Here is a 23,276-nt window from a genome sequence, read left to right on the forward strand (position 1 = left end):
TAAGAGCCAGGGTCGACTACCGGTCCACGACCATACGATCGTCGCTGCGGCGGCGATGGCCAGGATGCTCGAGGTCAGCACCGACACCGCGACTCCCGTGGGCAGTTCGGTTGCCTGCGTGAGGGTTTGCGGCGGCGCGTAGCTCAGGAAGTATCCGCCGCCGATTACCGCGAACCCGAGAGCCGCCCATCGGCCGACGGTACTGTGCCGCGTCGCGATGGCAACTCCGATGGCCATCGCCAACAGCACCGGTCCGGCAACCGTCCCGTCGAAGGCCACGGTGACCGCGATCAGGGCGGCAACCGCCGACAGCGCCGACCACACCTGCTGTACCACGGTCGTCACGCCGGGAACCCGATCACCGATCGCGACGATCGCGACCAGGGCGGCAGCCAGCACGCCGATCATCAAAGCGGCCATCACATGATCCGTTGCGGCCGAAACGCACAGCAGCGGAACAGTTCCCGCGGCGGTCGTCAGCGCCATGGCGGGCTTGTTGGCCGTCCAACGCAACAACAGCACCCCGGCGCCGACGGCCAGCACCGCAGCCACCGCGCAGGCCAGCGTCAACCGCAGATCCTCCGAGTTCGCTGCTGCCAACGCGAACAGCAGGGGTGCGGTTGCCGCGGCGACTCGCGCCATATGCAAGGCCATCCAGTCTCGCGCCCACTGCACGGGCAGCGTGGCCGCCGACAAGGCCAGCATGAACCCGATCAGCAGCACCGTGACGCCGTCGGTGACGACCGGGGCCAGAATCGTCAACGGCACGAGAACCAGCAGGCCGAGTTGTTCGGAGTTCCAGAGTCGAGCCAGCGCCAGCCCGCCACCGGCGATGACCGCGGCGATGACCAGGCCGACCGGCGCGGCGACCCAGTGATAGATCGCTGTCACGGCAATGACGTCGATGTAGGCGGCCGCGATCCCGGTCGCGGCCAGCGCGATAGTGCCGGTGCGTCCGCCGGGCCGCGACTGTTGCCACCAGGCGACCGCGACCAGGCCCGCCGCCAGCACTGCGCCCGCTCCGACGCGGAACCCGGGCCGCAGAATGCCTGCCTGTGCGGCCAGCACCACCAGCAATACGACGCCGACGAGCGTGACGGCCACGCCGGCGACGGCGAGTACCTTCCCGATCCAGCCTTCGGAGCGTTCGGCGCGCGCCGGCGGTACGGGTGCGGCGGCCGGAGGGGTTACCGCGGCGGGCGGGTTCGCTTGCGGAACCGCCGGGTACGGCGTCACTGCCCAGGACGGAGCAATCGGCGCTGCGACCGGCGCCGGTGCCTGGTGCGTCAGCAGCCGGTCCAGTTCCGCCAGGTCCGCCGCGACCCTTCCCGTGTAGGCGTTGATCGCCGAGATGTCCGAGGCCAGCCGGGAGATCAGGGCGCGGTGCGGTTCGGTCATGCCTGTCATCGTGGCAGCAAACCCGGGCCGCCCGGATGAGTAGGACTACTCGTCGAGTCCGTGTTCGATGGCGTACCGGGCCAATTCGACCCGGTTGGCCACCTGCAGTTTGCGGAACGTGGCCTGGACATGGTTTTCCACGGTCCGGTGGCTCAGCGACAGCCGGGTGGCGATCTGTTTGGCGGACAAGCCTTTCGCCACGAAGCGCAGCACCTCGGTCTCCCGTTCGGTGAGACTCGGTGTGGCGGCGTCGCGGTCGGGGCGCGCAGCCATGCGGCGGTACTCCCCCAGCACCAGGCCGGCCAGCCCCGGCGTGAACACGGCCCGCCCCTGGGCGGTGGCCCGAACAGCTTCACCCAGTTCGGCTTTCGATGCGCTCTTGACCAGATAGCCGGTCGCTCCGGCCTTCACCGCCTCGAGTACGTCGTCGCGCTCGTCGGAGGCCGACAACACCAGGACCTTGGTGTCCGGGGACACGGCCAGCACCTCGGCGGTGGCCTGCGCGCCGGTGCCGTCGGTCAACCGCATGTCCATCACCACCACGTCGGGCCGCACGACCGCGGCGCGGCGGCGGGCGGCGGCAACACCGTCAGCCGTTGCCACCACCTCGAATCCGTCGTCGGCGAGATCGCGCGCCACGGCGTCGCGCCAGATCGGATGGTCGTCGACGACCATCACCTTCGTTGCGGACTCGGCCATCAGCGTCCCCCTCCTGTGCGCGGCACCGTCAGCTCCCATTCGGTGCCGGCGCCTGGTGCGGTCGTCAGCTCGGCCCTGCCGCCGAGCCAATCCATGCGTCCCACAATCGATTTCGATACGCCGAGCCGACCCTGTCGGACCGCCTCGGCCAGTCGGCCGTCGGCAATGCCCACGCCGTCGTCGCGGATGCTCACCGTCACGGTGTCCCCCAGATCCTCGAGGAGGACGAATGCCCGCGCATCCGGCCCGGCGTGAGCGGCCACGTTGTCGAGCGCATTGACCGCCGCCGCGAACAACTCCCGGGCCACGGCATCCTCCAGCAACACCGGCTCTGCAGGCAGGCTGACCGACACCCGATCACTGGCGCGACCGCGCAGCAGCGCACCGATGTCGGTCAAGGTCCCGGCCGCGACCTCGGCGTCGGGCGCACTAACCAGGCGCCGCAGCGCCCGCTCCTGCTCCCCGGCCAGCTCGGCCAGTTCTGCTGTCTCGCCGCCGATCTCACGCCCGCGCCGGGACACCAGCGCCAGCACCTGGATGGCCCCGTCGTGCACGGTGCGAGAAAGCCGCTCACGTTCTTCCAAGGCGGCCGCCAACCGCACCGCCCGTTCCAGCTCGGCGTGCGCCCGGCGAGCGGTCTGGGCCGCCATACCGACCGCCAGACCGACGGCCACCTCGATGACGATCGTGGCGTTGCGACCGAGGTTCGGGCTCAGGTACCCCTTGAGCGTCGCCGCGGCCGCCATGACCGCCAGCCCGGCGGCCATACCGCCGACCGGGCCGAACTGCAGGGCCGCCGAGATGGTGGCGTTGGTGGCCCACAGCGTGGTCGGCCACGACTGGTTGTCGGCTACCCACAGATCGGTAGCGACGAGCTCCGTCGACAGCATCAGCATCAGCACGATCACGATTTCGGCGATCACCCAGGCCGGCCTGCGGCCGAACCCCTTGAGGTAGGCGACTGCGCACGCAGCGCTCCAGAGCATCAGTACGGCGAACAACAACCAGGCCAGAATCGGCCGCGCCAGATCATCGTTGATCGCAATCTGGAAACCCAACGCGTAAATGCAACTGAGTAACCGAAAGCCCTGCGCCGCCCGCCACAGCGGGGTGACCGGATCCGAACGGCGCTGCACCTGCTCAGCATAAGGTCGGCGACGGCACCGCTACGGCACCATCTCGGCGACTACGGCCCGACAGCCACCGGACGGGTCGGGTCGCCGGACCACTCCGACCACGATCCGGGGAACAGCGCTGCATCGACACCTGCGGCCGCCAGGGCGGCCACAGCCACCGCCGCCGTGACACCGGAGCCGCAGTACGCGCCGACCGCGGCGCCCTCGCCGGCTCCCTGCTCGGCGAACAGACCGCGCAGTTCCTCGTCCGGCAACAAGGTGCCGTCGGCGGCGAGCACCTGGGTGCTCGGCAGGTTGACCGCGCCCGGGATATGGCCCGCGGCCGGGTCCATCGGTTCGACGTCGCCGCGAAACCGTTCCGGTGCACGGGCATCGAGCAATACCCCCCGGTGCGCGCCGGCCTCGTCGGCGGTGATCGTGCGACGGGCTCCGTGGTACAGGTCGTCGTGCGCGACGACGATGTCGCCCGGCTCGGGTTGGACCGGGCCTGTCTGCAACGCCCCGCCCGCAGCCGTCCACGCCGCGAGACCGCCGTCGAGGATCCAGACGTCGGGAATGCCCGCCGCGCTGAGCACCCACCACGCCCGGCCCGAACCGGCCCGATTCCAGTCGTCGTACACCACGACGGGAACCCCGGAGCGCAAACCCCAGCGGCGGGCCGAGGCCTGCAAGTCCCGTCCGGACGGCAACGGGTGCCGGCCCCGGCCCGTAACGCTGTGGTCGGACAGCTCGTCGTCGAGGGACACATACACCGCGCCCGGCACGTGCCCGGCCAGATACGCCTCGGTGCCGTCGGGGGTGGCCAGAGTCCACCGCACGTCGAGGACCACGACCGGATCCCCGGCGTCGATCAGCTGCCGCAGGTCAGCTGCGGTGACGAAAACGTCTGCTCGTGCCGCACTCACTGCACCGAAGCTACATCACCTTGGACAGAAACGCTTTCGTGCGTTCATGTTTCGGATTGGCCATCACCTCGCGGGGATTGCCGGTCTCCACGATGACACCGCCGTCCATGAACACCAGCTTGTCGGCGACCTCGCGGGCGAACCCCATCTCGTGCGTGACGACCACCATGGTCATCCCCTCGCTGGCGAGGTTCTTCATGACCCCCAGCACTTCTCCGACGAGCTCGGGGTCCAACGCGGAGGTCGGCTCGTCGAACAGCATGAGCTTGGGGCTCATCGCCAAAGCGCGCGCGATGGCCACCCGCTGCTGCTGGCCGCCGGACAGCTGCGCCGGATAGGCATCGGCCTTGGCAGACAACCCGACCTGGCCGAGCAGATCCTTGGCCCGGGCCAGCGCTTCGTCCTTCTTCACCTTCTTGACGTGGACGGGTGCCTCGATGATGTTCTCCAGCACCGTGCGATGCGGGAACAGGTTGAAGTGCTGGAACACCATCCCGACCTCGCGACGTTGCTTGGCCGCCTCCTTGGGCCGCAGCTCGTGCAGCTTGCCGCCGCGCTCGCGGTAGCCGACCAGTTCGCCGTCGACGTAGAGCCTGCCGCCGTTGACCTGTTCCAGGTGGTTGATGCAGCGCAGGAACGTCGACTTGCCCGAGCCGGACGGCCCCACCATGCACAGCACCTCGCCGCGGCCGATGTCGAGCGTGACACCTTTCAGGACGGGCAGTGCGCCGAAGTTCTTGCACACACTTTCGGCGCGGACCATGGGTTCGGTCATGGATGTGGCTCTCCCATCTGCGCCTTGGCGAGGGTCTCCAGTTGCTTGGACGTCAGCTTCCGGGAGGCGCCCCTGGCGTAGTACCGCTCCAGGTAGTACTGCCCGACCATCAGCACGCTCGTGACCGCCAGATACCAGGTGGAGGCCACCAACAACAACGGGATCGGCTGGAACAGCGCGACACCGATGTCCTTGGACCGGCCGTACAACTCAAAGCTGTACGGCACCGCGGTGACCAGTGAGGTGGTCTTGAGCATGCTGATGAATTCGTTGCCGGTCGGCGGAATGATGACCCGCATCGCCTGAGGCAGAACGGTTCGGCGCATCGTCATCCACCACGACATGCCGAGTGCCGTCGACGCCTCGGACTGGCCCTCCGGCACCGAACTGATGCCGGCGCGGATGATCTCGGCCATGTACGCCGCCTCGTTGAGACCCAGGCCCAGGATCGCCAGCATGAAGAAATTCGGTTCGCTGAGACTGAATTTGAAGAAGGTCGGGCCAAAAGGCACGCCCAGTTGGATGTTCTTGTAGATGACCGGGACCAGGCCCCAGAGCACCAACTGCACGTACACCGGGGTGCCGCGGAATATCCACAGATACAGCCAGGACACCGCTTTGAGCACCGGATTCGGCGACAGCCGCATCACCGCCAGGGCGACCCCGAGGATCAGCGCCAACACCATGGAATAGATGGTGAGCTGCAGGGTGTTCCAGGCGGCCTGCGAAATCCGTTGATCGAACAGGTATTTCCCGTAAGTGTCCCACCCGTAAGCCTCGTTGGTGCCCGCGCCGTAGATGAACAGCCCGAGCCCCACGATGACGACGGCGGCCGTGACCCACCGCCACGGATGCCTCAGCGGGACAGCATCAATGGCGGCAGGTGCCGGTTCTTGCTCGACCGTGGTAGGCGGCGATGCGTCTGCCATTGCCGGCTCAGCTGGTCGCGCCGTTGATGACCGGCTTGTCGATCAGTCCCTTCTCGGCGCCCCAGTTGGCGGCCACCTGCTTGTAGGCACCGGTCTGGATGAGGTGCTCGAGGGCTTTCTGCAGCGACTGGGCCAGCGGTGAGCCCTTGGGGACGACCCAACCGTAGGGTGCGGAGTCGAAGATCTCACCGACCTGTTCGAGTTTGCCGTCGCTCTGCTTGATCGCATACGCCGTCACCGGCGAGTCCGCCGACATCGCATCGGCCTGGCCGAGCAGCACCGCGTTGGTCGCTGCCGACTGGTCGTCGAATTTCAGCACGGAGATGGCGGGCTTGCCGTCCTTGGCGCACTTCGCATTGCGGGCAGGCATCTCGTTGGTGTCCTGCACCGTCGCCGTCTGCACGGCAACCCTCTTGCCGCACGCGTCGTCGGGGTTGATGCCCGCGCCGACCTTCTGCGCCCAGGCCGAGCCGGCCTGGAAGTACGTGACGAAGTCGACCTGTTGTTCCCGTTCTTTCGAGTCCGTGAACGACGACATGCCGACGTTGTAGCTGCCGCCCTGCACGGACGGAATGATCTTGTCGAACGCCGATGGCCGGTACTCCGGGGTCAGTCCCAGGGTGGCGGCGATGGCGTTCATCAGGTCGACATCGAACCCGATGATCTTGCCGTTGGGATCCTTGAACTCGTTCGGCGCGTAGGTCGGATCGGTACCGACGATGAGCTTGCCGCTCGACTTGATGGGATCCGGCACGGTGTTGGCGATGGCGTCGACCTTCTCAGCCGTCGCCGCGGTGGTCGCCGTGCCTGACGTACCGCTGTCACTGTTGTTCGCGCACCCCGAGAGCATCAGGGCACCACTCGCCGCGATCACCCCTGCGACGCGCCACATTTTCCCCCGACGGACGTGACGTCCAGCTTTCACAGTTGCCTCTTCTCTCTGCCTAGGGCCGTCTTCCGCCCTCATCAAACCGGAGACGTTAACGACCGCGACCCCAGCCCGCACTGGGGGTAACCGAACATTAACGACCGCAGTACGACACCACAGCGGTACGGTAAAATCCGCGCCCGGCACTATTTGTTGTGCCAAACTGCCAGCATGGAAACCACTGCTGCTCCAAGCCTGTTGCCTCATCTGTGGAAGGCAACGCTGGCAACTGGCGTTCTCGCAGTCATTCTGGGTGTTCTCGTGTTCGTTCGCCCCGCCGCAGCAATCATCGTGACAGCGATCTTCTTTGGCGCATACCTCTTGGTGACCGGCATCTGGCAGGTCGTCCTCGCCCTCAGCCTGCGCTCGGCCGCCGGTAGCCGCCTACTGCTGTTCATCAGCGGCGCTGCGTCGCTCGTTCTCGCCGTGCTGTGTTTCGTCAACCTGGACAACTCGATCCAGTTGCTCGCCATCTGGATTGGCGTCGGCTTCATCTTCCGCGGTGTGGCAACGGCGATGTCAGCCGTCGGTGATCAGTCTCTGCCCGGACGCATTTGGGAGATCATCGTCGGCATCCTCAGCATCATCGCGGGCATCATCATGTTCGTCGCACCGGTCGAGGGCCTGGTCGCCCTCACCCAGGTGACCGGCATCATCCTGATCGTGCTCGGCATCGTCGAGGTAGTCTCCGCCTTCGGCATCCGTAGCGACGCCAAGAAATTGAAGGCCGCCTTCGCCCCGGAACCGCCCACGGTGACGTAACCCACCGTGTTGATGATCCCGGGACGCTGGTTGCCGAGACCGATGTCTACTACACTTCGTCGTAGATTGGCCTAGCGACCTCGGAAGTAGGGTCAGATGGACGCATTGGATGTGTCACGGTGGCAGTTCGGAATCACCACCGTGTACCACTTCATTTTTGTTCCGCTGACCATTGGGTTGGCACCGTTGATCGCCGTCATGCAGACCGTGTGGGTGATCACCGGCAATGACAGCTGGTATCGGCTCACCCGGTTCTTCGGCAAGCTGTTCCTGATCAACTTCGCGATCGGGGTGGCTACCGGCATCGTGCAGGAGTTCCAGTTCGGCATGAACTGGAGTGAGTACTCGCGGTTCGTCGGCGACATCTTCGGCGCCCCGTTGGCCATGGAGGGCCTGGCTGCGTTCTTCTTCGAATCCACGTTCATCGGGCTGTGGATCTTCGGCTGGACGCGGCTGCCCCGGCTCGTGCACCTCGCCTGCATTTGGGTGGTGGCGATCGCGGTGAACATGTCGGCGTTTTTCATCATCTCGGCGAACTCGTTCATGCAGCATCCGGTCGGGGCTGTGTTCAATGCCGAGAAGGGGCGCGCCGAGCTGACCAGCATCGTCGCCCTGTTCACCAACAACACTGCGATTGCCGCGTTTTCGCATGCCGTGGCCGGGGCATTCTTGACCGCAGGCGTCTTCGTGGCGTGTGTGTCTGCCTGGTGGATGGTGCGATCACAGCGGGGCGAGCGGAGCGACGGGGAAACGCAGCGCGGCGAGACCGGCGAGCACGCCGAGGCGGATGCCGTCAACATGTACCGGCCCGCCACCATCCTGGGCTGCCTCGTCACCCTGGTGGCGGCCATCGCGCTGTTCTTCACCGGCGACGCTCAGGGCAAGTTGATGTTCCAGCAGCAGCCGATGAAGATGGCGTCGGCAGAATCGTTGTGTCACAGTCAAACCGACCCGGACTTTTCGGTACTGACCGTCGGTACCCACAACAACTGTGACAGTGTCATCCACGTCATCGAGGTGCCCTACGTGCTGCCCTTCCTGGCGGAGGGCAAGTTCACCGGCGTGCATCTGGACGGCGTGCAGGACCTGCAGCAGCGCTACGAGCAGAAATTCGGGCCCGGCGACTACCGGCCCAACCTGTTCGTCACGTACTGGTCGTTCCGGGCGATGATCGGATTCCTGGCCGTCCCAGGCCTTTTCGCGCTTGCCGCACTGTGGCTGACCCGTGGCGGCCGCATTCCGAACCAGCGCTGGTTCGCCTGGTTCGCGCTGCTGACCATCCCCACACCGTTTTTGGCCAACAGCGCGGGCTGGGTGTTCACCGAGATGGGTCGCCAGCCGTGGGTCGTCGTGCCGAACCCGACCGGCGACCCGGCCATCCGATTGACTGTGTCCCAAGGGGTGTCGCACAACTCGATGACCCTCGTGGTGTTCTCTCTGGTGACCTTCACACTGCTCTACGCCGTGCTCGCGGTCATCTGGTTCTTCCTGCTGCGCCGCTATGTCGTCGCCGGGCCGCTGGAACACGACTCCGAACCGGCGCCGCCGGTACCACCGGGTGACGACGACGTCGCGCCGTTGTCGTTCGCCTACTGAGCCGAACGCCCGAGTCAAGGAGCGATTCGATGGGATTACAAGAACTCTGGTTCATTCTGCTGGCCGTGCTGTTCCTGGGCTTCTTCGTACTGGAGGGATTCGACTTCGGCGTCGGCATGCTGATGAGCTTCTTCGGCCGGGCTGCGAGGAGCGAATCAGACCGTGCGGGCACCGACGCCGAACAGCACCGCCGCGCCGTGCTCAACACGATCGGCCCGGTGTGGGACGGCAACGAGGTGTGGCTGATCACCGCAGGCGGTGCGATGTTCGCGGCCTTTCCCGAGATGTACGCGACCGTCTTCTCCGGTCTGTATCTGCCGCTGCTGGCGATCCTGTGCTCGATGATCGTGCGTGTCGTGGCCATCGAATGGCGCGGCAAGATCGACGATCCCGGCTGGCGCCGCTGGGCCGACATCGCCATTGCGGTCGGCTCGTGGGTGCCGGCGATTCTGTGGGGCGTCGCCTTCGCCGGGCTCGTGCACGGCATGCCGGTCGACGCCCACGGGCAGATGCATGCCGGAATCACTGACGTCGTCAACCCGTACACCCTGTTGGGCGGGCTGGCGACCGGCTCGTTGTTCGCCCTGCACGGTGCGGTGTTCGTCGCGCTGAAGTCCAGCGGCACCGTGCGCACCGACGCATTCGGCTTCGCCCGCACGCTGGCGATCCCGGCGACGGTGCTGGTGGCGGCCTTCGGTCTGTGGACTCAGCTGAGCCACGGCAAGCCATGGACCTGGATCGTGCTGGCCATCGCGGTGGTGGCGCAGCTGGCCGCGGTGGCCAGGGTGTTCAGCCGCAGCGGCGAGGGCTGGGCCTTCATCTGCACCACGATTGTCGTTGCCGCCGTAGTGGTTCTGCTGTTCGGTGCGCTGTACCCGAATCTGGTGCCCTCGACCCTCAACCCGGACTGGAGCCTGACCATTTACAACGGCTCGTCGTCCCCGTACACGCTGAAGGTCATGACTTGGGCCGCGCTGGTGTTCGCACCCCTGGTGATGGTGTACCAGGCGTGGACGTATTGGGTGTTCCGCAAACGCATCTCGGCTGACCGCATACCGGAGCCGATCGGACTCTCCCGGCGGTCGGACTGAATCTCTGGCGCGCCCTGGGCATTCGCGGCGGGACGGGATCCGTCACGGCGCTGCGCCGCTACCTGGCGGCCGCGGTGGCCTGCGGCGTGGTGATCGCGGGAAGCACCATCGCGTCGGCGGTGGTGCTGGCCCATCTGGTGGCCGGGGTGGTGGTCAATCCCGACTCGGGATCGCACTGGCGCTCCTCACTGCTCGCGCTCGGACTGATCTGGACCGTGCGGACCGCGGCGCAGTGGTTGCAGGGCAGGCTCTCGCAGCGCGGTGCCACGGCGGTGATCGGCGAGTTGTCCAGCCAGGTCCTGCGGTCGGTGACAGCCCTGCCGCCACGGCAGCTGGCAGCCGACCGGGATGCGGCCGCGGCGGTGGTGACACGCGGCCTCGACGGGCTGCGACCGTACTTCAGCGGCTATCTACCGGCCGTGGTGCTCTCCGGCGTCCTCACCCCGGCAGCGCTGCTGGTGATGGCGTGCTACGACATTCAGGCCGCGGCGATCGTGATGATCGCGCTTCCGCTCATCCCGATCTTCATGGTGCTGATCGGGCTGCTCACCGCGGACCGGTCGGCCGCGGCGCTCAGTGCGCTGACCACCCTGCAGAGCCGACTACTCGACCTGGTCGCCGGGATCCCCACCTTGAGCGCCCTGGGGCGGGCCGGCGGGTCTGTGCAGCGCATCGCTGAACTGTCTGCCGCACATCGGCGTTCGACCATGGCGACATTGCGGATCTCCTTCTTGTCGGCGCTCGTGCTTGAGTTGCTGGCCACGCTCGGCGTGGCCCTGGTGGCGGTCAGTGTCGGCCTGCGCCTGGTCTTCGGTGACATGACGCTGGCGGCCGCCCTGACCGCATTGCTGCTGGCGCCTGAGGTCTTCTGGCCGCTGAGGCGGGTCGGTGCCGCGTTTCACGCCGCACAGGACGGCAAGACCGCCGCCGAAGCCGCCTTTACGCTGTGCACCGCGCCGCCTCGGCGGGCCGGGACCCTGATGCCGACGGCCGCAGCGCCCACCATCGACGTCGAGGGCTTCCACGCGATCGAACCGGGGCGCGTCACGGTGCTCACCGGCCCCAACGGCGCCGGGAAAAGTACGGCACTGCAGGCGATTCTGGGCCTCACCGATGCGCCACGGGTGCAGGTCGACGGGATCGACGTGGGCGATCTCGACCTGGATGCCTGGTGGCGTCAGATCGCCTGGCTGCCGCACCGTCCGGTGCTGATTCCCGGTACCGTCCGGGCCAACCTGGAATTGCTCGGACCCCTGCCCGACCTCGACACTGCCTGTCGCAGTGCGGGTTTCGACGAGGTCTGTGACAGCCTGCCGGACGGGTTGGACACCGTGATCGGCCGCGACGGGGTAGGTCTGTCGCTCGGGCAGCGGCAGCGGCTCGGCCTGGCCCGGGTGCTCGGGTCCCCGGCGCCGGTGCTGCTGCTGGACGAGCCCACCGCCCATCTGGATGCGGAGTTGGAGGCTCGGGTCCTGACTGCCATCACGGCCCGGGCTGCGTCCGGTGCCACCGTGGTGGTGGTCGGACACCGCGATCCCGTGCTGGCGATCGGTGATGTGGTTGTGACGGTGGGTGATTCACGTGTTCCGCGATGACCCGCTGTTGCGGTACTCCGCGTACTTACTGAGGCCCCGGATCGGACGGCTGGCGCTGGCAAGCACGTTCGGCGTGCTGTCGCTGGGCAGTGCCCTGGCGTTGGCCGGCATCTCAGCATGGCTGATCACCCGCGCCTGGCAGATGCCGCCGGTGCTGGACCTCTCGGTGGCCGTGGTTGCGGTTCGCGCGCTGGGTATTTCCCGAGGGGTGCTCGGCTACTGCCAACGGCTCGCGTCCCACGACACCGCGCTGCGGGCCGCGGCCAATGCCCGCACCGGTTTGTACCGCCGGCTCGCGGACGCCGCCACCGACGACGTCATGCGCATGCCGAGTGGTGAACTCGTGGCCCGGATCGGTGCATCGGTCGACGACCTGTCCGACGTGCTCGTGCGCGCAGTGCTGCCGATCGTGGTGGCCGTGGTGCTCTCAACCGCCGCGGTGGGCGTCATCGCCGTGATCTCCCCTGCCGCCGCCACAGTACTCGCGGCGTGCCTGCTGATCGCGGGGGTGCTCGCTCCCGCCGTCGCGGCCCGCGCAGCCACCACAGCGGAGTCTGTTGCCGCACAACATCGTTCGCAGCGCGACACGGCTACCATGTTGGCGCTCGAATACGCCCCGGAACTCCGCGTCAGTGGACGCCTGGCCGCGGTGATCGATGAGTCCGAGCAGCAGCATCGGGCCCTGGGTCATGCCGTCGACAGAGCCGCCGCGCCCGCTGCTGTCGCCGCCGCCATGCCCAGCGCCGCCATCGGTGCCAGCGTGCTGGGCGCGGTCGTCGCCGCACTCGCACTGGCGCCGACGGTCGCGCCGACCACGGTGGCGATCCTGATGCTGCTGCCTCTGTCGGCATTCGAGGCGACCGCCGCGCTGCCGGAAGCAGCTCTGCAACTGGGTCGCTCGCGCATCGCTGCCCGCAGGCTCAGGGCCCTGACCGAACCCGAGCCCGGCATGCGTCGCCGTCCCGCCGCCGCGGCGGTGGACCTGCGCCCGGGCGCGCGACTGGCCGTCCTGGGGCCGAGCGGCTCGGGCAAGACGACCTTGTTGATGGCGATCGCTCGCCAGTACGCGGAAAAACCGCAGCGCGCAGCGTTTTTCGCCGAAGATGCGCACCTGTTCGACACCACGGTCCGCGACAACCTGCTGGTGGCCCGCGGTGACGCCACCGATGAGGAACTGTTGGCGGTCGTGCGCCGCGTCGGCCTCGGAACCTGGTTCGCGGCGCTTCCCGACGGGTTGTCGACCATTCTGGTGGGCGGAGCGGCAGCGGTGTCGGCGGGCCAACGCAGACGGCTGCTGTTGGCCAGGGCGCTGATCTCAAGCTTCCCGATCGTGCTGCTCGACGAACCGACGGAGAATCTCGATGCGGCCGACGCCGAACGAATCCTGACCGAGCTGCTCACACCGGGCGGCCTTTTCGCAGCCGACCGGACCGTCGTGGTGGCGACGCATCACCTGCCGGCGGGTGTCGACTGCCCGACGCTGCGCTGTGCAGCGCTGCCACACGTATCCGGCGAGTAGCCTCGGTCACATGACCGACGCGCGCGGCGGAACCGAGTCGGACAAACCCGCTCCACCGGCCGCATCGCCGACACCGTACGGACCGTACCCGGGCCCCTACCCGCCGCCGTACAGCAGCTATCCCCCGCCGCCGCCCTACGGTGCCGGTTATCCTCCGGCTCCGTACGGTGGCTATCCCGCGGCTCCCCCGCCACGCCCAGCGGTCGGACCACGCAACGGGTTGGGCGTCGCGGCGCTGGTGCTCGCCATCATCGGCCTCGTCCTGACGCTGTCGGTGATCGGTGGCATCGTGCTCGGCCTGCTCGCGGTGATCATCGGCATCGCCGCGCGCGGCCGGTGCAAACGCGGCGAGGCCGACAACATGGGAGTCGCCACCAGCGGCATCGTCCTCGGAATCATCGCCGTGCTGGTGTCGATCGCCTTCATCTGGGTGTGGGTCGGCGTCGGGCAGCGCTGGTTCGACGAATTCGGCGGCCCCGAATACATGGACTGCATGCAGCGGGCCGGCAGCGATCACGTCGCGCAACAACAGTGCGAGGACGCCTTACGCAAACGGGTGGAGGACGGTTTCGGCGTCACTCCGACACCGACGCGCTAGCTGGTCATCGCGACGCCGGAAAGTACTTGACGATGCCTTCCTGCACGACTGTCGCCAGCAGGTGGCCCGACTCGTCGAAGAAGTGGCCGGTGCCAAGGCCACGGGACTCGGCGGCCACCGGCGAGGTGGTCGAGTACAGCACCCATTCGTCGAACTTGATCGGGCGGTGAAACCACACCGAGTGGTTCATCGTCACCGCGAAGATGCGATCGAAGCCCCACGACAGGCCGTGGGTGGTGATGATCGAGTCGAGCACCGTGGTGTCCGACGAATACACCAGCGCCGCGCCGTGCAACACCGGGTCGTCAGGCATGGCGCCTTCGGTCTTGAGCCACACCCGGTTGTGGTCGAGGCGCTCCCCTTTATCCCGCATCACCCACGCCGGGTCGTTGGTGTAGCGCCACTCGATGGGCCGCAACGCCTCGACGAACAAGGGCACGGTTTCCTCGTACCCCCGCAACAGCTCGTCGATCTTCGGCAAGGTGTCGGGGTGTGCGACGTCGGGCGCGGCCACGCTGTGTTCGAGGCCGCGCCCGCCGTTCATGTAGGAGAGCATCACGGTCGTCAAGAGCTGACCGTCCTGCATGACGTCCACCCGGCGATTGGCGAAACGCTTCTCGTCGCGTAGCCGCACGATGTGGAACTCGAGGTCTTTCTCCGGGTCACCGCCGGCGATGAAGTGGGCGTTCAGCGCACTCGGCTGCTGCTTGTGCTCAAGTGACCGACCACCCGCCACGAACGCCTGGGCGATCATCTGACCGCCGAACGTGCGTATCGGGTTCTTACTCGGATGCGTCCCGATGAAGAGGTTGTCGTCGACGCGCTTGAGGTCGAGAACCGCCAGCAGCTCCTCGAAATCCGAGTGTGACACCGGGCCCCTCTCCTCGTTTAGACGTCCTCCTCACCGATGCGGTGCACATGGATCAGATTCGTGGAGCCTACTGTGCCGGGAGGAGCGCCTGCGACGATGACCACCAGCTCACCGCGCTTGTAGCGGCCGAGCTCCAACAGCGACTTGTCCACCTGCCGGATCATGTCGTCGGTGCTGGACATCTGCGGCACGATGAACGTCTCCGTGCCCCACGTCAGGGCGAGCTGGCTGCGAACCTCGGGCAGTGCGGTGAATGCCAGCACGGGCAGCGGCGTGTGCAGCCGGGCCAGTCGGCGCACGGTGTCGCCGGATTGGGTGAACGCGACCAGTGCCTTGGCATCCAGGCGCTCACCGATGTCGCGCGCCGCGTACGAGATGACGCCGCGCTTGGTCCGCGGAACGTGGGTCAGCGGCGGCACCACGACCGAGTTCTCCTCGACCGCGTGGATGATGCGGGCCATGGTCCGCACGGTCTCCAGCGGGTGCTTGCCGACGGAGGTCTCGCCGGAGAGCATGACGGCGTCGGCGCCGTCGAGCACCGCGTTGGCGACGTCGGAGGCCTCGGCCCGGGTGGGCCGCGAGCTATCGATCATCGACTCCAGCATCTGCGTGGCGACGATGACGGGTTTGGCGTTCTCCCTCGCGATCTGGATGGCCCGCTTCTGAACCAGCGGCACCTCCTCCAGCGGCAGCTCCACGCCGAGGTCGCCACGGGCCACCATGACGGCGTCGAAGGCCAGCACGATGGCCTCGAGATTCTCGACCGCCTCGGGCTTCTCCAGCTTGGCGATCACCGGAACTCGGCGCCCGACACGGTCCATCACCTCGTGCACCAGCTCGATGTCTGCCGGTGAGCGAACAAAGGACAGCGCCACCAGGTCGACGCCCAACTGCAGCGCGAACTCCAAGTCCTTGATGTCCTTCTCCGACAGCGCGGGAGCGGACACGTTCATGCCGGGCAGGGACATGCCCTTGTTGTTGCTGACCGGGCCACCCTCGGTGACCTTGCAGACGACGTCGTTGCCCTCGATGCTCTCGACGATCAGACCGACGTTGCCGTCGTCGACCAGCACCCGGTCGCCTGCCAGGGCGTCCTCGGCGAGCCGCTTGTAGGTGGTCGACACCCGATCGTGGGTTCCGGCGCAGTCATCGACGGTGATCCGCACCGTCTCGCCGGTCGCCCACACGGTCGGCCCGTCGGCGAAGCGTCCGAGGCGGATTTTCGGCCCCTGCAGGTCGGCGAGGACGCCGACGGCATGCCCGGTCTCATCGGCGGCGGCCCGGACCCTGCGATACGCAGCTTCATGATCCGAGTACTCGCCATGGCTGAAGTTCAGCCGCGCTACATCCATTCCGGCTTCGACCAGCGATTTGACCATCGCGTCGGTGCTAGTAGCCGGACCCATCGTACAAACGATCTTCCCGCGTCGGTTCACGGGTTCAGAGCATAGTCGTTGATCGATTCAGACGACGGCCAGCGGCAGCACTCCCGGGCGCACCGGCGCCGGCAAGTCGGATTCACCCATCAGATAGGCATCCACCGCATGAGCCGCGCTGCGACCCTCGGCGATGGCCCACACCACCAACGACGCCCCGCGGTGTGCGTCACCGCAAACGAACACGCCGGGTGCATCGGTCTGCCAGTCCGACCCGCACGGCAGTGCGCCGCGCCCATTGAGTTGCAGGCCGAGGCCATCGAGCAGGGCCATGTGTTCGACGCCCTCGAATCCGATCGCCAACAACGCCAGATCGCACGGGATCTCCAGCGTTTCCCCGACCGGGGTGATCTGGCGGCGGCCCTCAGCGTCGCGGGTGACCCGCACCTCAGCGATCTCCATCGCCCGCAGATGACCCGTGTCGTCGCCGATGAACCGCTGTACCGCCACCTCGAAGTGGCGGGCCCCGCCCTCTGCGTGGGCCGGCGATGTGCGCAGGACCAGCGGCCACGTCGGCCAGGGTGAGAGAGATTCGTCACGCACTCCCGGCGGCTCGGGGTTGTAGTCCAACTGCGTCACCGATTTCGCGCCCTGCCGGTGCGCGGTGCCCAGACAGTCGGCCCCGGTGTCGCCACCGCCGATGATGACCACGTGACGCCCGGCGGCCGAAAGAGATGACGGCCCGTCGCCCTCACATTCCCGATTGGCCGGTACCAGGTGCTCCATGGCCAGATGCACCCCCGCCAAATCGCGGCCGGGGACATCGTTGTCGCGCGCCCGCAGGGCGCCGACCGCCAGCACGACGGCCTGATGCCGGGCGCGCAACTGCTCGACGGACAGGTCCACACCCACCTCGCATTCGGTGACGAACCGCGTGCCCTCGGCCCGCATCTGGGCCAGCCGCTGATCGAGGACCGACTTCTCCAGCTTGTACTCGGGGATGCCATAGCGCAGCAGCCCACCGAGCCGGTCATCGCGCTCGTAGACCGTGACATCGTGGCCCGCCCGCGTGAGCTGCTGGGCCGCGGCCAGTCCCGCGGGACCCGAACCCACCACCGCGACACTCTTGCCGGTCCTGATCGCGGCAGGCTGGGGCTCGACCGTCCCGTCCAGCCAGGCCTGGTCGGCGATGGTCTGCTCGATGCGTTTGATGGTGACGCTGCCGCCGGTCTGCTCCTCGCTGATCGACAGGACGCAGGCCGCCTCACACGGCGCCGGACACAACCGACCGGTGAACTCCGGGAAGTTGTTGGTGGCGTGCAGCCGATCACCTGCCGCGTCCCAACGGCCGCGGCGCACCAGATCGTTCCACTCCGGGATCAGGTTACCGAGCGGACAACCCGCAGTTCCCGAGTGGCAGAACGGAATACCGCAGTCCATGCAGCGGCGGGCCTGCTGCGAGACCTCGCCGGCCCGCTCATGAGGGCTCTGCCGTTCATACACCTCTCGCCAGTCCCCGATGCGTTCATCGACGGGCCGCTTGGCGGCCTCGATCTTGGGTACTCGCAGGAATCCGGTCGGATCAGCCACGGCTGGCCTCCATGATCGCGTTGTCGACATCGCGGCCCTCTGCTTTGGCCATCCGGGTGGCCTGCAACACGCGCTGATAGTCGGTCGGCATGATTTTGGTGAATTGTGAACTGCGCCTTGACCAGTCGGACAACACCGAGTTGGCCACGGTGCTGCCGGTGTACTGGGCGTGGCGGGTCACCACGGTGTGCAGCCAGGCCAGGTCCTCGGGCTCGAGGGCCTGCAGCTGCACTATCTCGGTGTTGACTTTCGCGGGGTCCAAGCCCAGCACGTAGGCGATACCACCGGACATGCCCGCGGCCATGTTGCGTCCGGTGCGTCCCAGCACCACCACGCGGCCACCGGTCATGTATTCGCAGGCGTGATCGCCGACGCCCTCGGCGACGGCCAACGCTCCGGAATTGCGCGCGCAGAACCGTTCTCCCACCCGGCCGCGCAGGAAGACCTCACCTGAGACAGCCCCGTAGAGCAGGGTGTTGCCCGCGATGACGTTGTCCTCGGGCAGGAACAATACGTCGTCGGGCGGCCGCACGATCACCCGGCCGCCGGAAAGGCCTTTGCCCACATAGTCGTTGGCGTCGCCGATGAGATCGAGGGTGATACCGGGCGGCAGGAACGCCCCGATCGACTGCCCGGCCGATCCGGTCAGGGTGACGTGGATGGTGTCGTCGGGCAGGCCGGTGGCACCGTAGCGGCGGGTGACTTCGGAACCGAGCAGGGTGCCCACCGTGCGGTTGACGTTGCGGACCGGTAGTTCCAGCCGCACCGCGTGCGCATCCTCCAACGCGCCCTCGGCAAGCTGGATGAGGGTACGGTCCAGGGCCTGCTCCAGCCCATGATCCTGGCCGCGCAACCGGCGGCGCTGGGTCAGCTTGGCCCCATGGGCGTCGGTGCACACCTCGAAGATCGGGCTGAGGTCCAACCCGCGGCTCTTCCAGTGCGCGACGCCGGGTGCGGTGTCGAGCATCTCGGCGTGGCCGACCGCCTCGTCGATGCTGCGGAAGCCCAACTCGGCCAGGTAGCTGCGGATGTCTTCGGCGATGAAGGTGAAGAAGTTCTCCACAAACTCGGGCTTGCCGTTGAACCGGGCCCGCAGTTCGGGATTCTGGGTGGCGACCCCGACCGGGCAGGTATCGAGGTGACACACCCGCATCATGATGCAGCCCGACACCACCAGTGGCGCGGTCGCAAACCCGAACTCCTCGGCACCCAGCAGCGCCGCCACCATGACATCGCGCGCCGTGCGCAGGCCGCCGTCACACTGCACGGTGATGCGGTCGCGTAAACCGTTGAGTACCAGCGTCTGCTGCGCGTCGGCCAGACCGATCTCCCATGGCGCCCCGGCATGCTTGAGCGAGGTGAGCGGCGCGGCGCCGGTGCCGCCGTCGTACCCGGAGATCAGCACGACGTCGGCGTGGGCCTTGGACACGCCCGCGGCCACGGTGCCGACCCCGACACTGCTGACCAGCTTGACGTGGATACGTGCCTCGGAGTTGGCGTTCTTCAGGTCGTGAATGAGCTGGGCGAGATCCTCGATCGAGTAGATGTCGTGGTGCGGCGGTGGCGAGATGAGCCCGACACCGGGGGTGGAATGCCTGGTCTTGGCGATGCTCGGGTACACCTTGTAGCCCGGAAGCTGGCCACCCTCACCAGGTTTGGCGCCCTGAGCCATCTTGATCTGGATATCGGTGGCGTTGACGAGGTAGTCGCTCGTCACGCCGAAACGGCCCGACGCGACCTGCTTGACCGCACTGCGCCGCAGCGGGTCGTAGAGCCGAGCGACGTCCTCGCCGCCCTCGCCGCTGTTGGAACGGCCCCCGAGCTTGTTCATGGCGATGGCCATCGTTTCGTGGGCCTCGGCGGAGATCGAACCGTAGCTCATCGCACCCGTGTTGAACCGCGAGACGATCGCTTCGACGGGTTCCACCTCGTTCAGGGGCACCGGCGCCCGCAGCCCGCGTTTGAATTCGAACAGGCCGCGCAGCGCCCCGCCCTCGCGGGACAGTCGGTCGACTTCCTCGGAGTAGCGGGCGAAGATGTCCCGTCGGCCGGTGCGAGTCGAATGCTGCAGCAGGAACACCACTTCCGGGGTGAACAGATGCAGCTCGCCCTCCCGACGGAAGCCGTACTCTCCGCCGACCTCCAGCCGGCGATGGACGCGTTCGGTCGGGTTCTCCGGGTAGGCACGTCGATGCCGCAGCTTGACCTCCTCGGCGAGTACGTCCAGACCGACGCCGCCGAGCTGGCTGGTGGTACCGGTGAAGTACTCCGCGACCACGCCCCGGTCGAGTCCGATCGCCTCGAAAACCTGTGCGCCCGTGTAGGACCCGACGGTGGAGATACCCATCTTGCTCATCACCTTGACTACGCCCTTGCCCAGAGCCTTGACGTAGTTGCGGACCGCGGCCGCCGGCTCGATGCCGGTGAGCTCACCTTCGCGGATCAGGTCTTCGATCGACTCGAAGGCCAGATACGGGTTGACCGCGGCCGCGCCGAAGCCGATGAGCATCGCGATGTGGTGCACCTCGCGGGCGTCACCGCTTTCCACCACCAGTGCCACCTTGGTGCGTTCCTTGGTGCGAACCAGATGGTGGTGCACCGCCGACACCGCGAGCAGCGACGGGATCGGTGCCCGGGTGTGATCGGAGTCGCGATCGGAAATCACCAGGGTGCGTGCACCTTTGGCGATGGCCTCACTGGCCCGCAGGCGCAGCTCCTCGACGGCGTCGGCGAGGCCCTCACCGCCGCGTTCGACGTCGTAGAGCGCACGCAACACGGTGGAACGCAACCCGGGATGTTCGCCGTCGTCGTTGATGTGGACGATCTTGCTCAACTCGTCGTTGTCGAGAACCGGCCAGCGCAGCACGATCTGACGGCACGACGCGGCACCGGGCTCGAGAAGGTTCTCCTCCGGCCCCATCACCCGGGCCATGGAGGTGACCACCGCTTCGCGGATGGCGTCCAGCGGCGGGTTGGTCACCTGGGCGAACAGTTCGACGAAGTAGTCGTAGAGCAGCCGCGACCGCGACGAGAGCACCGCCGTCGGCGTATCGGTGCCCATCGACCCGAGGGGCTCGGCGCCCGACGCCGCCATCGGCGTGAGCAGGATCCGCAGCTCCTCTTCGGTGTAACCGAAGGCGATCTGCCGACGCACCACGGATTCGTGGTTGGGCTGCAGGCGGGCGCGATCAGGCAGGGTCGCGAGGTCCAGCAGTCCGGCGTGCAGCCACTCGCCGTACGGTTCGGCCTGCGCCAACTGCTCCTTGATCTCGTCGTCGGACACGATGCGGCCTGCCGCGGTGTCGATCAGCAGCATCTTGCCGGGCTGCAGCCGGCCCTTGGCGACGATCTCTCCCGACGGCATGCCCAGCACACCGCTCTCGCTGGCCAGAATGATGCGGTCGTCGACTGTGCGCCACCACCGCCCGGGACGTAAACCGTTGCGGTCCAAGACCGCTCCGACCAATGTCCCATCGGTGAAGGTCACGCAGGCCGGGCCGTCCCACGGCTCCATGAGTGAGGCGTGGAACTGCCAGAAGTCCCGCTCCGCCGAGTCCATCGTGGTGGCGTTCTCCCACGCCTCCGGAATCATCATCAGCACTGCGTGTGGCAGGCTGCGACCGCCCAGATGGAGCAGTTCCAGAACCTCATCGAAGGACGCCGAGTCGGAGGCGTCTGGCGTGCAGATCGGTGACAGGCGGCTCAGATCCCCCGGAATGTGCGCGCTGGCCAGCATCGCTTCGCGGGCGTGCATGCGGTTGCGGTTGCCGCGAACGGTGTTGATCTCACCGTTGTGAGCGACGAACCGGAACGGATGGGCCAGTGGCCACGACGGGAACGTGTTGGTGGAGAACCGGCTGTGCACGATCGCGATGGCGCTTTGGCAGCGTTCGTCGCGAAGATCCGAAAAGTACTGTGGCAGCTGCATTGTCGTCAGCATGCCCTTGTACACGATGGTCCGGCTGGACAGCGAAGGAAAGTAGACGCCGCAGCGCTCCGCGCGTTTGCGCAGCGGGTAGGTGCGCCGGTCCAGGTCGATACCGCCCGGCCGGACTCCTGCGACCTCCGGCGCGGCAACGAACAGTTGAGCCATGTAGGGCATACAGCCGAGAGCCGTCATGCCCACGCCGGCACCGTCGGGATCCACGGGGACCGCACGCCACCCCAGAACCTCCAGGTCCTCTTCGGCGGCGATGGCTTCGATCCGTTCGCGGGCGGTCTGCCGATCCACCGGGTCCTGCGGCAGGAAGCAGATACCGGCGGCGAACGTGTTTGCCCCGTCGGCGGTTGGGGCCGGCAGAGCGAAGTCGACCACCTCGCTGAGCAGCTCGACCGGCAGCTGAAGCAGGATGCCTGCGCCGTCGCCACTGTTTGGTTCGGCGCCGGCCGCGCCGCGGTGCTCGAGGTTTTCGAGTGCTTCGAGTCCGTTGGCGACGATGCCGTGGGACCGTCGTCCTTGAATGTCGACGATCATCGCGACGCCGCAAGAATCGGCCTCGTTTGCAGGGTCATACAGCCCCTGCGCGTCTGGCAATGCCGAGAAAAGCACGTGAATCGCACCTCCACAGTCCGGAACATCCATGCTCCGGGACTGCACCGGCCCGAACTACGAGTGTATCAGCGCAGGTCGGCGGCTACATCCCGATAAATGTCGGAGTAAGCGGGAAGCCGGGGAGATTTCGGACCACGGTCCAGATGACCGCGGCGACCAGGATGGTCGCGACGGCAGACGCCGGGAAAATCGGCTTGCCCAACCGCCACCGCACCAGAACCCACGCGGCCAGCAGCGGTAACCCGACCAGCGCGAACGCGTTGTCGACAACCGCGGCCCCCAGGTCGCCGTGCAGCACATCGTGCGTCATCCGCAAGCCACCGCACGCCGGGCAGTTCCAGCCGGTCATCAGCCTGAACGGGCATGGCGGGAACAGGAATCCCGGTCGGTGTGGGTCGGCCACCGCGGTGTAGGCAAGCGCTCCGGTCAGCATGACGCCTGCGCCGAGCGCGCCGTAGCGCGTCGATGTGGTGCTGAACCCGGAGTTAGGTGCCATCGCGCAGCGGACGGCCGTTCGGGTCGCGGACCTTGTCGGTGAAGATGAGGATCGCGTCGATGACGCCCCAGATCCAGGCGCCGATACCGCACGTGAGGATCCCGACGACCAATTGAATGACGCCCATCGAGGTGTCGCCGATGTAGATGCGGCCGATACCCACGAGCCCGAAGAAGCCGAGCAACTGCAGCAGCCCCGCGGTGACCTTCGACTTGTCCGAAAACGGCTCGCCGGTCAAGGGATGCCGCCCGTACGGAGCCGACGGATCGACATAGGCCGGGGGCGGATAGAAGCCATTGGGTTGCCCGTAGCCCGGTGGCGGGTAGCCCGGCGGCGGCCCGTATCCGGGAGGTGGCGGTGGATAACCCGCGGGCGGCGGGAACGGCGGTACCGAGCCTTCGGCACCGGCGCCGTATTCCGGGCGATCGGTCATGTTCACAGCATGCCAGAACGTGACTCG

At 67.2% G+C, this 23,276-nt stretch carries 19 protein-coding genes; 6 read left to right on the forward strand and 13 right to left on the reverse strand.

What is annotated here, in order from left to right; genetic code table 11:
• The 7 genes from A5784_RS15335 to A5784_RS15365 form a co-directional block, all read right to left on the reverse strand.
• A partial coding sequence (locus tag A5784_RS15335; protein ID WP_064945772.1) for a DUF2339 domain-containing protein occupies positions 1–1,398 on the reverse strand: 1,398 nt, incomplete at its 3' end.
• A 45-nt stretch (positions 1,399–1,443) separates the two neighbouring features.
• Positions 1,444–2,097 (reverse strand): response regulator, encoded by a 654-nt coding sequence (locus A5784_RS15340; protein ID WP_064945773.1) that lies wholly within the window; start codon positions 2,095–2,097, stop codon positions 1,444–1,446.
• A complete protein-coding gene (macS, locus tag A5784_RS15345; RefSeq protein WP_064945774.1) occupies positions 2,097–3,233 on the reverse strand; it encodes a MacS family sensor histidine kinase in 1,137 nt (378 codons plus the stop codon). Before macS ends, A5784_RS15340 begins: the two co-directional genes overlap by 1 nt.
• A gap of 50 nt (positions 3,234–3,283) precedes the next feature.
• Positions 3,284–4,138, reverse strand: coding sequence for a sulfurtransferase (locus tag A5784_RS15350; protein WP_064945775.1), 855 nt, complete (start codon positions 4,136–4,138; stop codon positions 3,284–3,286).
• A gap of 10 nt (positions 4,139–4,148) precedes the next feature.
• Complete coding sequence (locus A5784_RS15355; RefSeq protein WP_197514761.1) at positions 4,149–4,901, reverse strand: amino acid ABC transporter ATP-binding protein; 753 nt, start codon at positions 4,899–4,901, stop codon at positions 4,149–4,151.
• Between the two features lie 8 nt (positions 4,902–4,909).
• On the reverse strand, positions 4,910–5,842 hold the full coding sequence (locus tag A5784_RS15360; protein ID WP_064945777.1) for an amino acid ABC transporter permease: 933 nt from the start codon (positions 5,840–5,842) through the stop codon (positions 4,910–4,912).
• Positions 5,843–5,849: 7 nt separating this feature from the next.
• Complete coding sequence (locus A5784_RS15365; protein ID WP_064945778.1) at positions 5,850–6,734, reverse strand: ABC transporter substrate-binding protein; 885 nt, start codon at positions 6,732–6,734, stop codon at positions 5,850–5,852.
• 207 nt (positions 6,735–6,941) lie between these two features.
• Here A5784_RS15365 and A5784_RS15370 point away from each other — a divergent pair, with 207 nt between their 5' ends.
• From A5784_RS15370 to A5784_RS15395, 6 genes are all read left to right on the forward strand, one after another.
• A complete protein-coding gene (locus A5784_RS15370) occupies positions 6,942–7,532 on the forward strand; it encodes an HdeD family acid-resistance protein (RefSeq protein WP_064945779.1) in 591 nt (196 codons plus the stop codon).
• 96 nt (positions 7,533–7,628) lie between these two features.
• On the forward strand, positions 7,629–9,128 hold the full coding sequence (locus A5784_RS15375; protein ID WP_064945780.1) for a cytochrome ubiquinol oxidase subunit I: 1,500 nt from the start codon (positions 7,629–7,631) through the stop codon (positions 9,126–9,128).
• A gap of 29 nt (positions 9,129–9,157) precedes the next feature.
• Positions 9,158–10,219 (forward strand): cytochrome d ubiquinol oxidase subunit II, encoded by a 1,062-nt coding sequence (gene cydB, locus A5784_RS15380; protein ID WP_064945781.1) that lies wholly within the window; start codon positions 9,158–9,160, stop codon positions 10,217–10,219.
• 50 nt (positions 10,220–10,269) lie between these two features.
• A complete protein-coding gene (cydD, locus tag A5784_RS15385) occupies positions 10,270–11,814 on the forward strand; it encodes a thiol reductant ABC exporter subunit CydD (RefSeq protein WP_064945782.1) in 1,545 nt (514 codons plus the stop codon).
• The gene (locus A5784_RS15390) at positions 11,801–13,333 is read left to right on the forward strand and encodes an ATP-binding cassette domain-containing protein (protein WP_064945783.1); all 1,533 of its coding nucleotides are present in this window, start codon (positions 11,801–11,803) and stop codon (positions 13,331–13,333) included. The genes cydD and A5784_RS15390 overlap by 14 nt, the downstream gene beginning before the upstream one ends.
• 10 nt (positions 13,334–13,343) lie before the next feature.
• Positions 13,344–13,931, forward strand: a complete 588-nt coding sequence (locus A5784_RS15395; protein WP_064945784.1) for a DUF4190 domain-containing protein — start codon at positions 13,344–13,346, stop codon at positions 13,929–13,931.
• 4 nt (positions 13,932–13,935) lie between these two features.
• Here the strand turns inward: A5784_RS15395 and A5784_RS15400 are convergent, their stop codons facing one another.
• From A5784_RS15400 to A5784_RS15425, 6 genes are all read right to left on the reverse strand, one after another.
• Positions 13,936–14,802, reverse strand: a complete 867-nt coding sequence (locus A5784_RS15400) for an acyl-CoA thioesterase II (protein WP_064945785.1) — start codon at positions 14,800–14,802, stop codon at positions 13,936–13,938.
• A 17-nt stretch (positions 14,803–14,819) separates the two neighbouring features.
• Entirely contained in the window at positions 14,820–16,238 is a 1,419-nt protein-coding gene (gene pyk, locus A5784_RS38310) for a pyruvate kinase (RefSeq protein WP_064945786.1), read from the reverse strand.
• Positions 16,239–16,265: 27 nt separating this feature from the next.
• The gene (locus tag A5784_RS38315) at positions 16,266–17,768 is read right to left on the reverse strand and encodes a glutamate synthase subunit beta (protein ID WP_064945787.1); all 1,503 of its coding nucleotides are present in this window, start codon (positions 17,766–17,768) and stop codon (positions 16,266–16,268) included.
• Complete coding sequence (gltB, locus tag A5784_RS15415; RefSeq protein ID WP_064945852.1) at positions 17,761–22,317, reverse strand: glutamate synthase large subunit; 4,557 nt, start codon at positions 22,315–22,317, stop codon at positions 17,761–17,763. Before gltB ends, A5784_RS38315 begins: the two co-directional genes overlap by 8 nt.
• Before the next feature lie 85 nt (positions 22,318–22,402).
• Positions 22,403–22,816: a DUF2752 domain-containing protein gene (locus A5784_RS15420; protein ID WP_064945788.1), complete on the reverse strand. Its 414-nt coding sequence runs from the start codon at positions 22,814–22,816 to the stop codon at positions 22,403–22,405.
• Positions 22,806–23,249 (reverse strand): NINE protein, encoded by a 444-nt coding sequence (locus A5784_RS15425; RefSeq protein WP_064945789.1) that lies wholly within the window; start codon positions 23,247–23,249, stop codon positions 22,806–22,808. The genes A5784_RS15420 and A5784_RS15425 overlap by 11 nt, the downstream gene beginning before the upstream one ends.
• Positions 23,250–23,276: the final 27 nt, after the last annotated feature.

This window comes from Mycobacterium sp. 852013-50091_SCH5140682 (assembly GCF_001665685.1).
GTDB lineage: Bacteria > Actinomycetota > Actinomycetes > Mycobacteriales > Mycobacteriaceae > Mycobacterium.

Bases quoted from the DNA above. Each gene is read 5' to 3' on its own strand.
- A5784_RS15340 (WP_064945773.1), bottom strand. From the start codon at position 2,097: ATGGCCGAGTCCGCAACGAAGGTGATGGTCGTCGACGACCATCCGATC.
- A5784_RS15355 (WP_197514761.1), bottom strand. From the start codon at position 4,901: ATGGTCCGCGCCGAAAGTGTGTGCAAGAACTTCGGCGCACTGCCCGTC.
- A5784_RS15360 (WP_064945777.1), bottom strand. From the start codon at position 5,842: ATGGCAGACGCATCGCCGCCTACCACGGTCGAGCAAGAACCGGCACCT.
- A5784_RS15365 (WP_064945778.1), bottom strand. From the start codon at position 6,734: ATGTGGCGCGTCGCAGGGGTGATCGCGGCGAGTGGTGCCCTGATGCTC.
- A5784_RS15370 (WP_064945779.1), top strand. From the start codon at position 6,942: ATGGAAACCACTGCTGCTCCAAGCCTGTTGCCTCATCTGTGGAAGGCA.
- A5784_RS15375 (WP_064945780.1), top strand. From the start codon at position 7,629: ATGGACGCATTGGATGTGTCACGGTGGCAGTTCGGAATCACCACCGTG.
- cydB (WP_064945781.1), top strand. From the start codon at position 9,158: ATGGGATTACAAGAACTCTGGTTCATTCTGCTGGCCGTGCTGTTCCTG.
- A5784_RS15395 (WP_064945784.1), top strand. From the start codon at position 13,344: ATGACCGACGCGCGCGGCGGAACCGAGTCGGACAAACCCGCTCCACCG.
- A5784_RS15420 (WP_064945788.1), bottom strand. From the start codon at position 22,816: ATGGCACCTAACTCCGGGTTCAGCACCACATCGACGCGCTACGGCGCG.
- A5784_RS15425 (WP_064945789.1), bottom strand. From the start codon at position 23,249: ATGACCGATCGCCCGGAATACGGCGCCGGTGCCGAAGGCTCGGTACCG.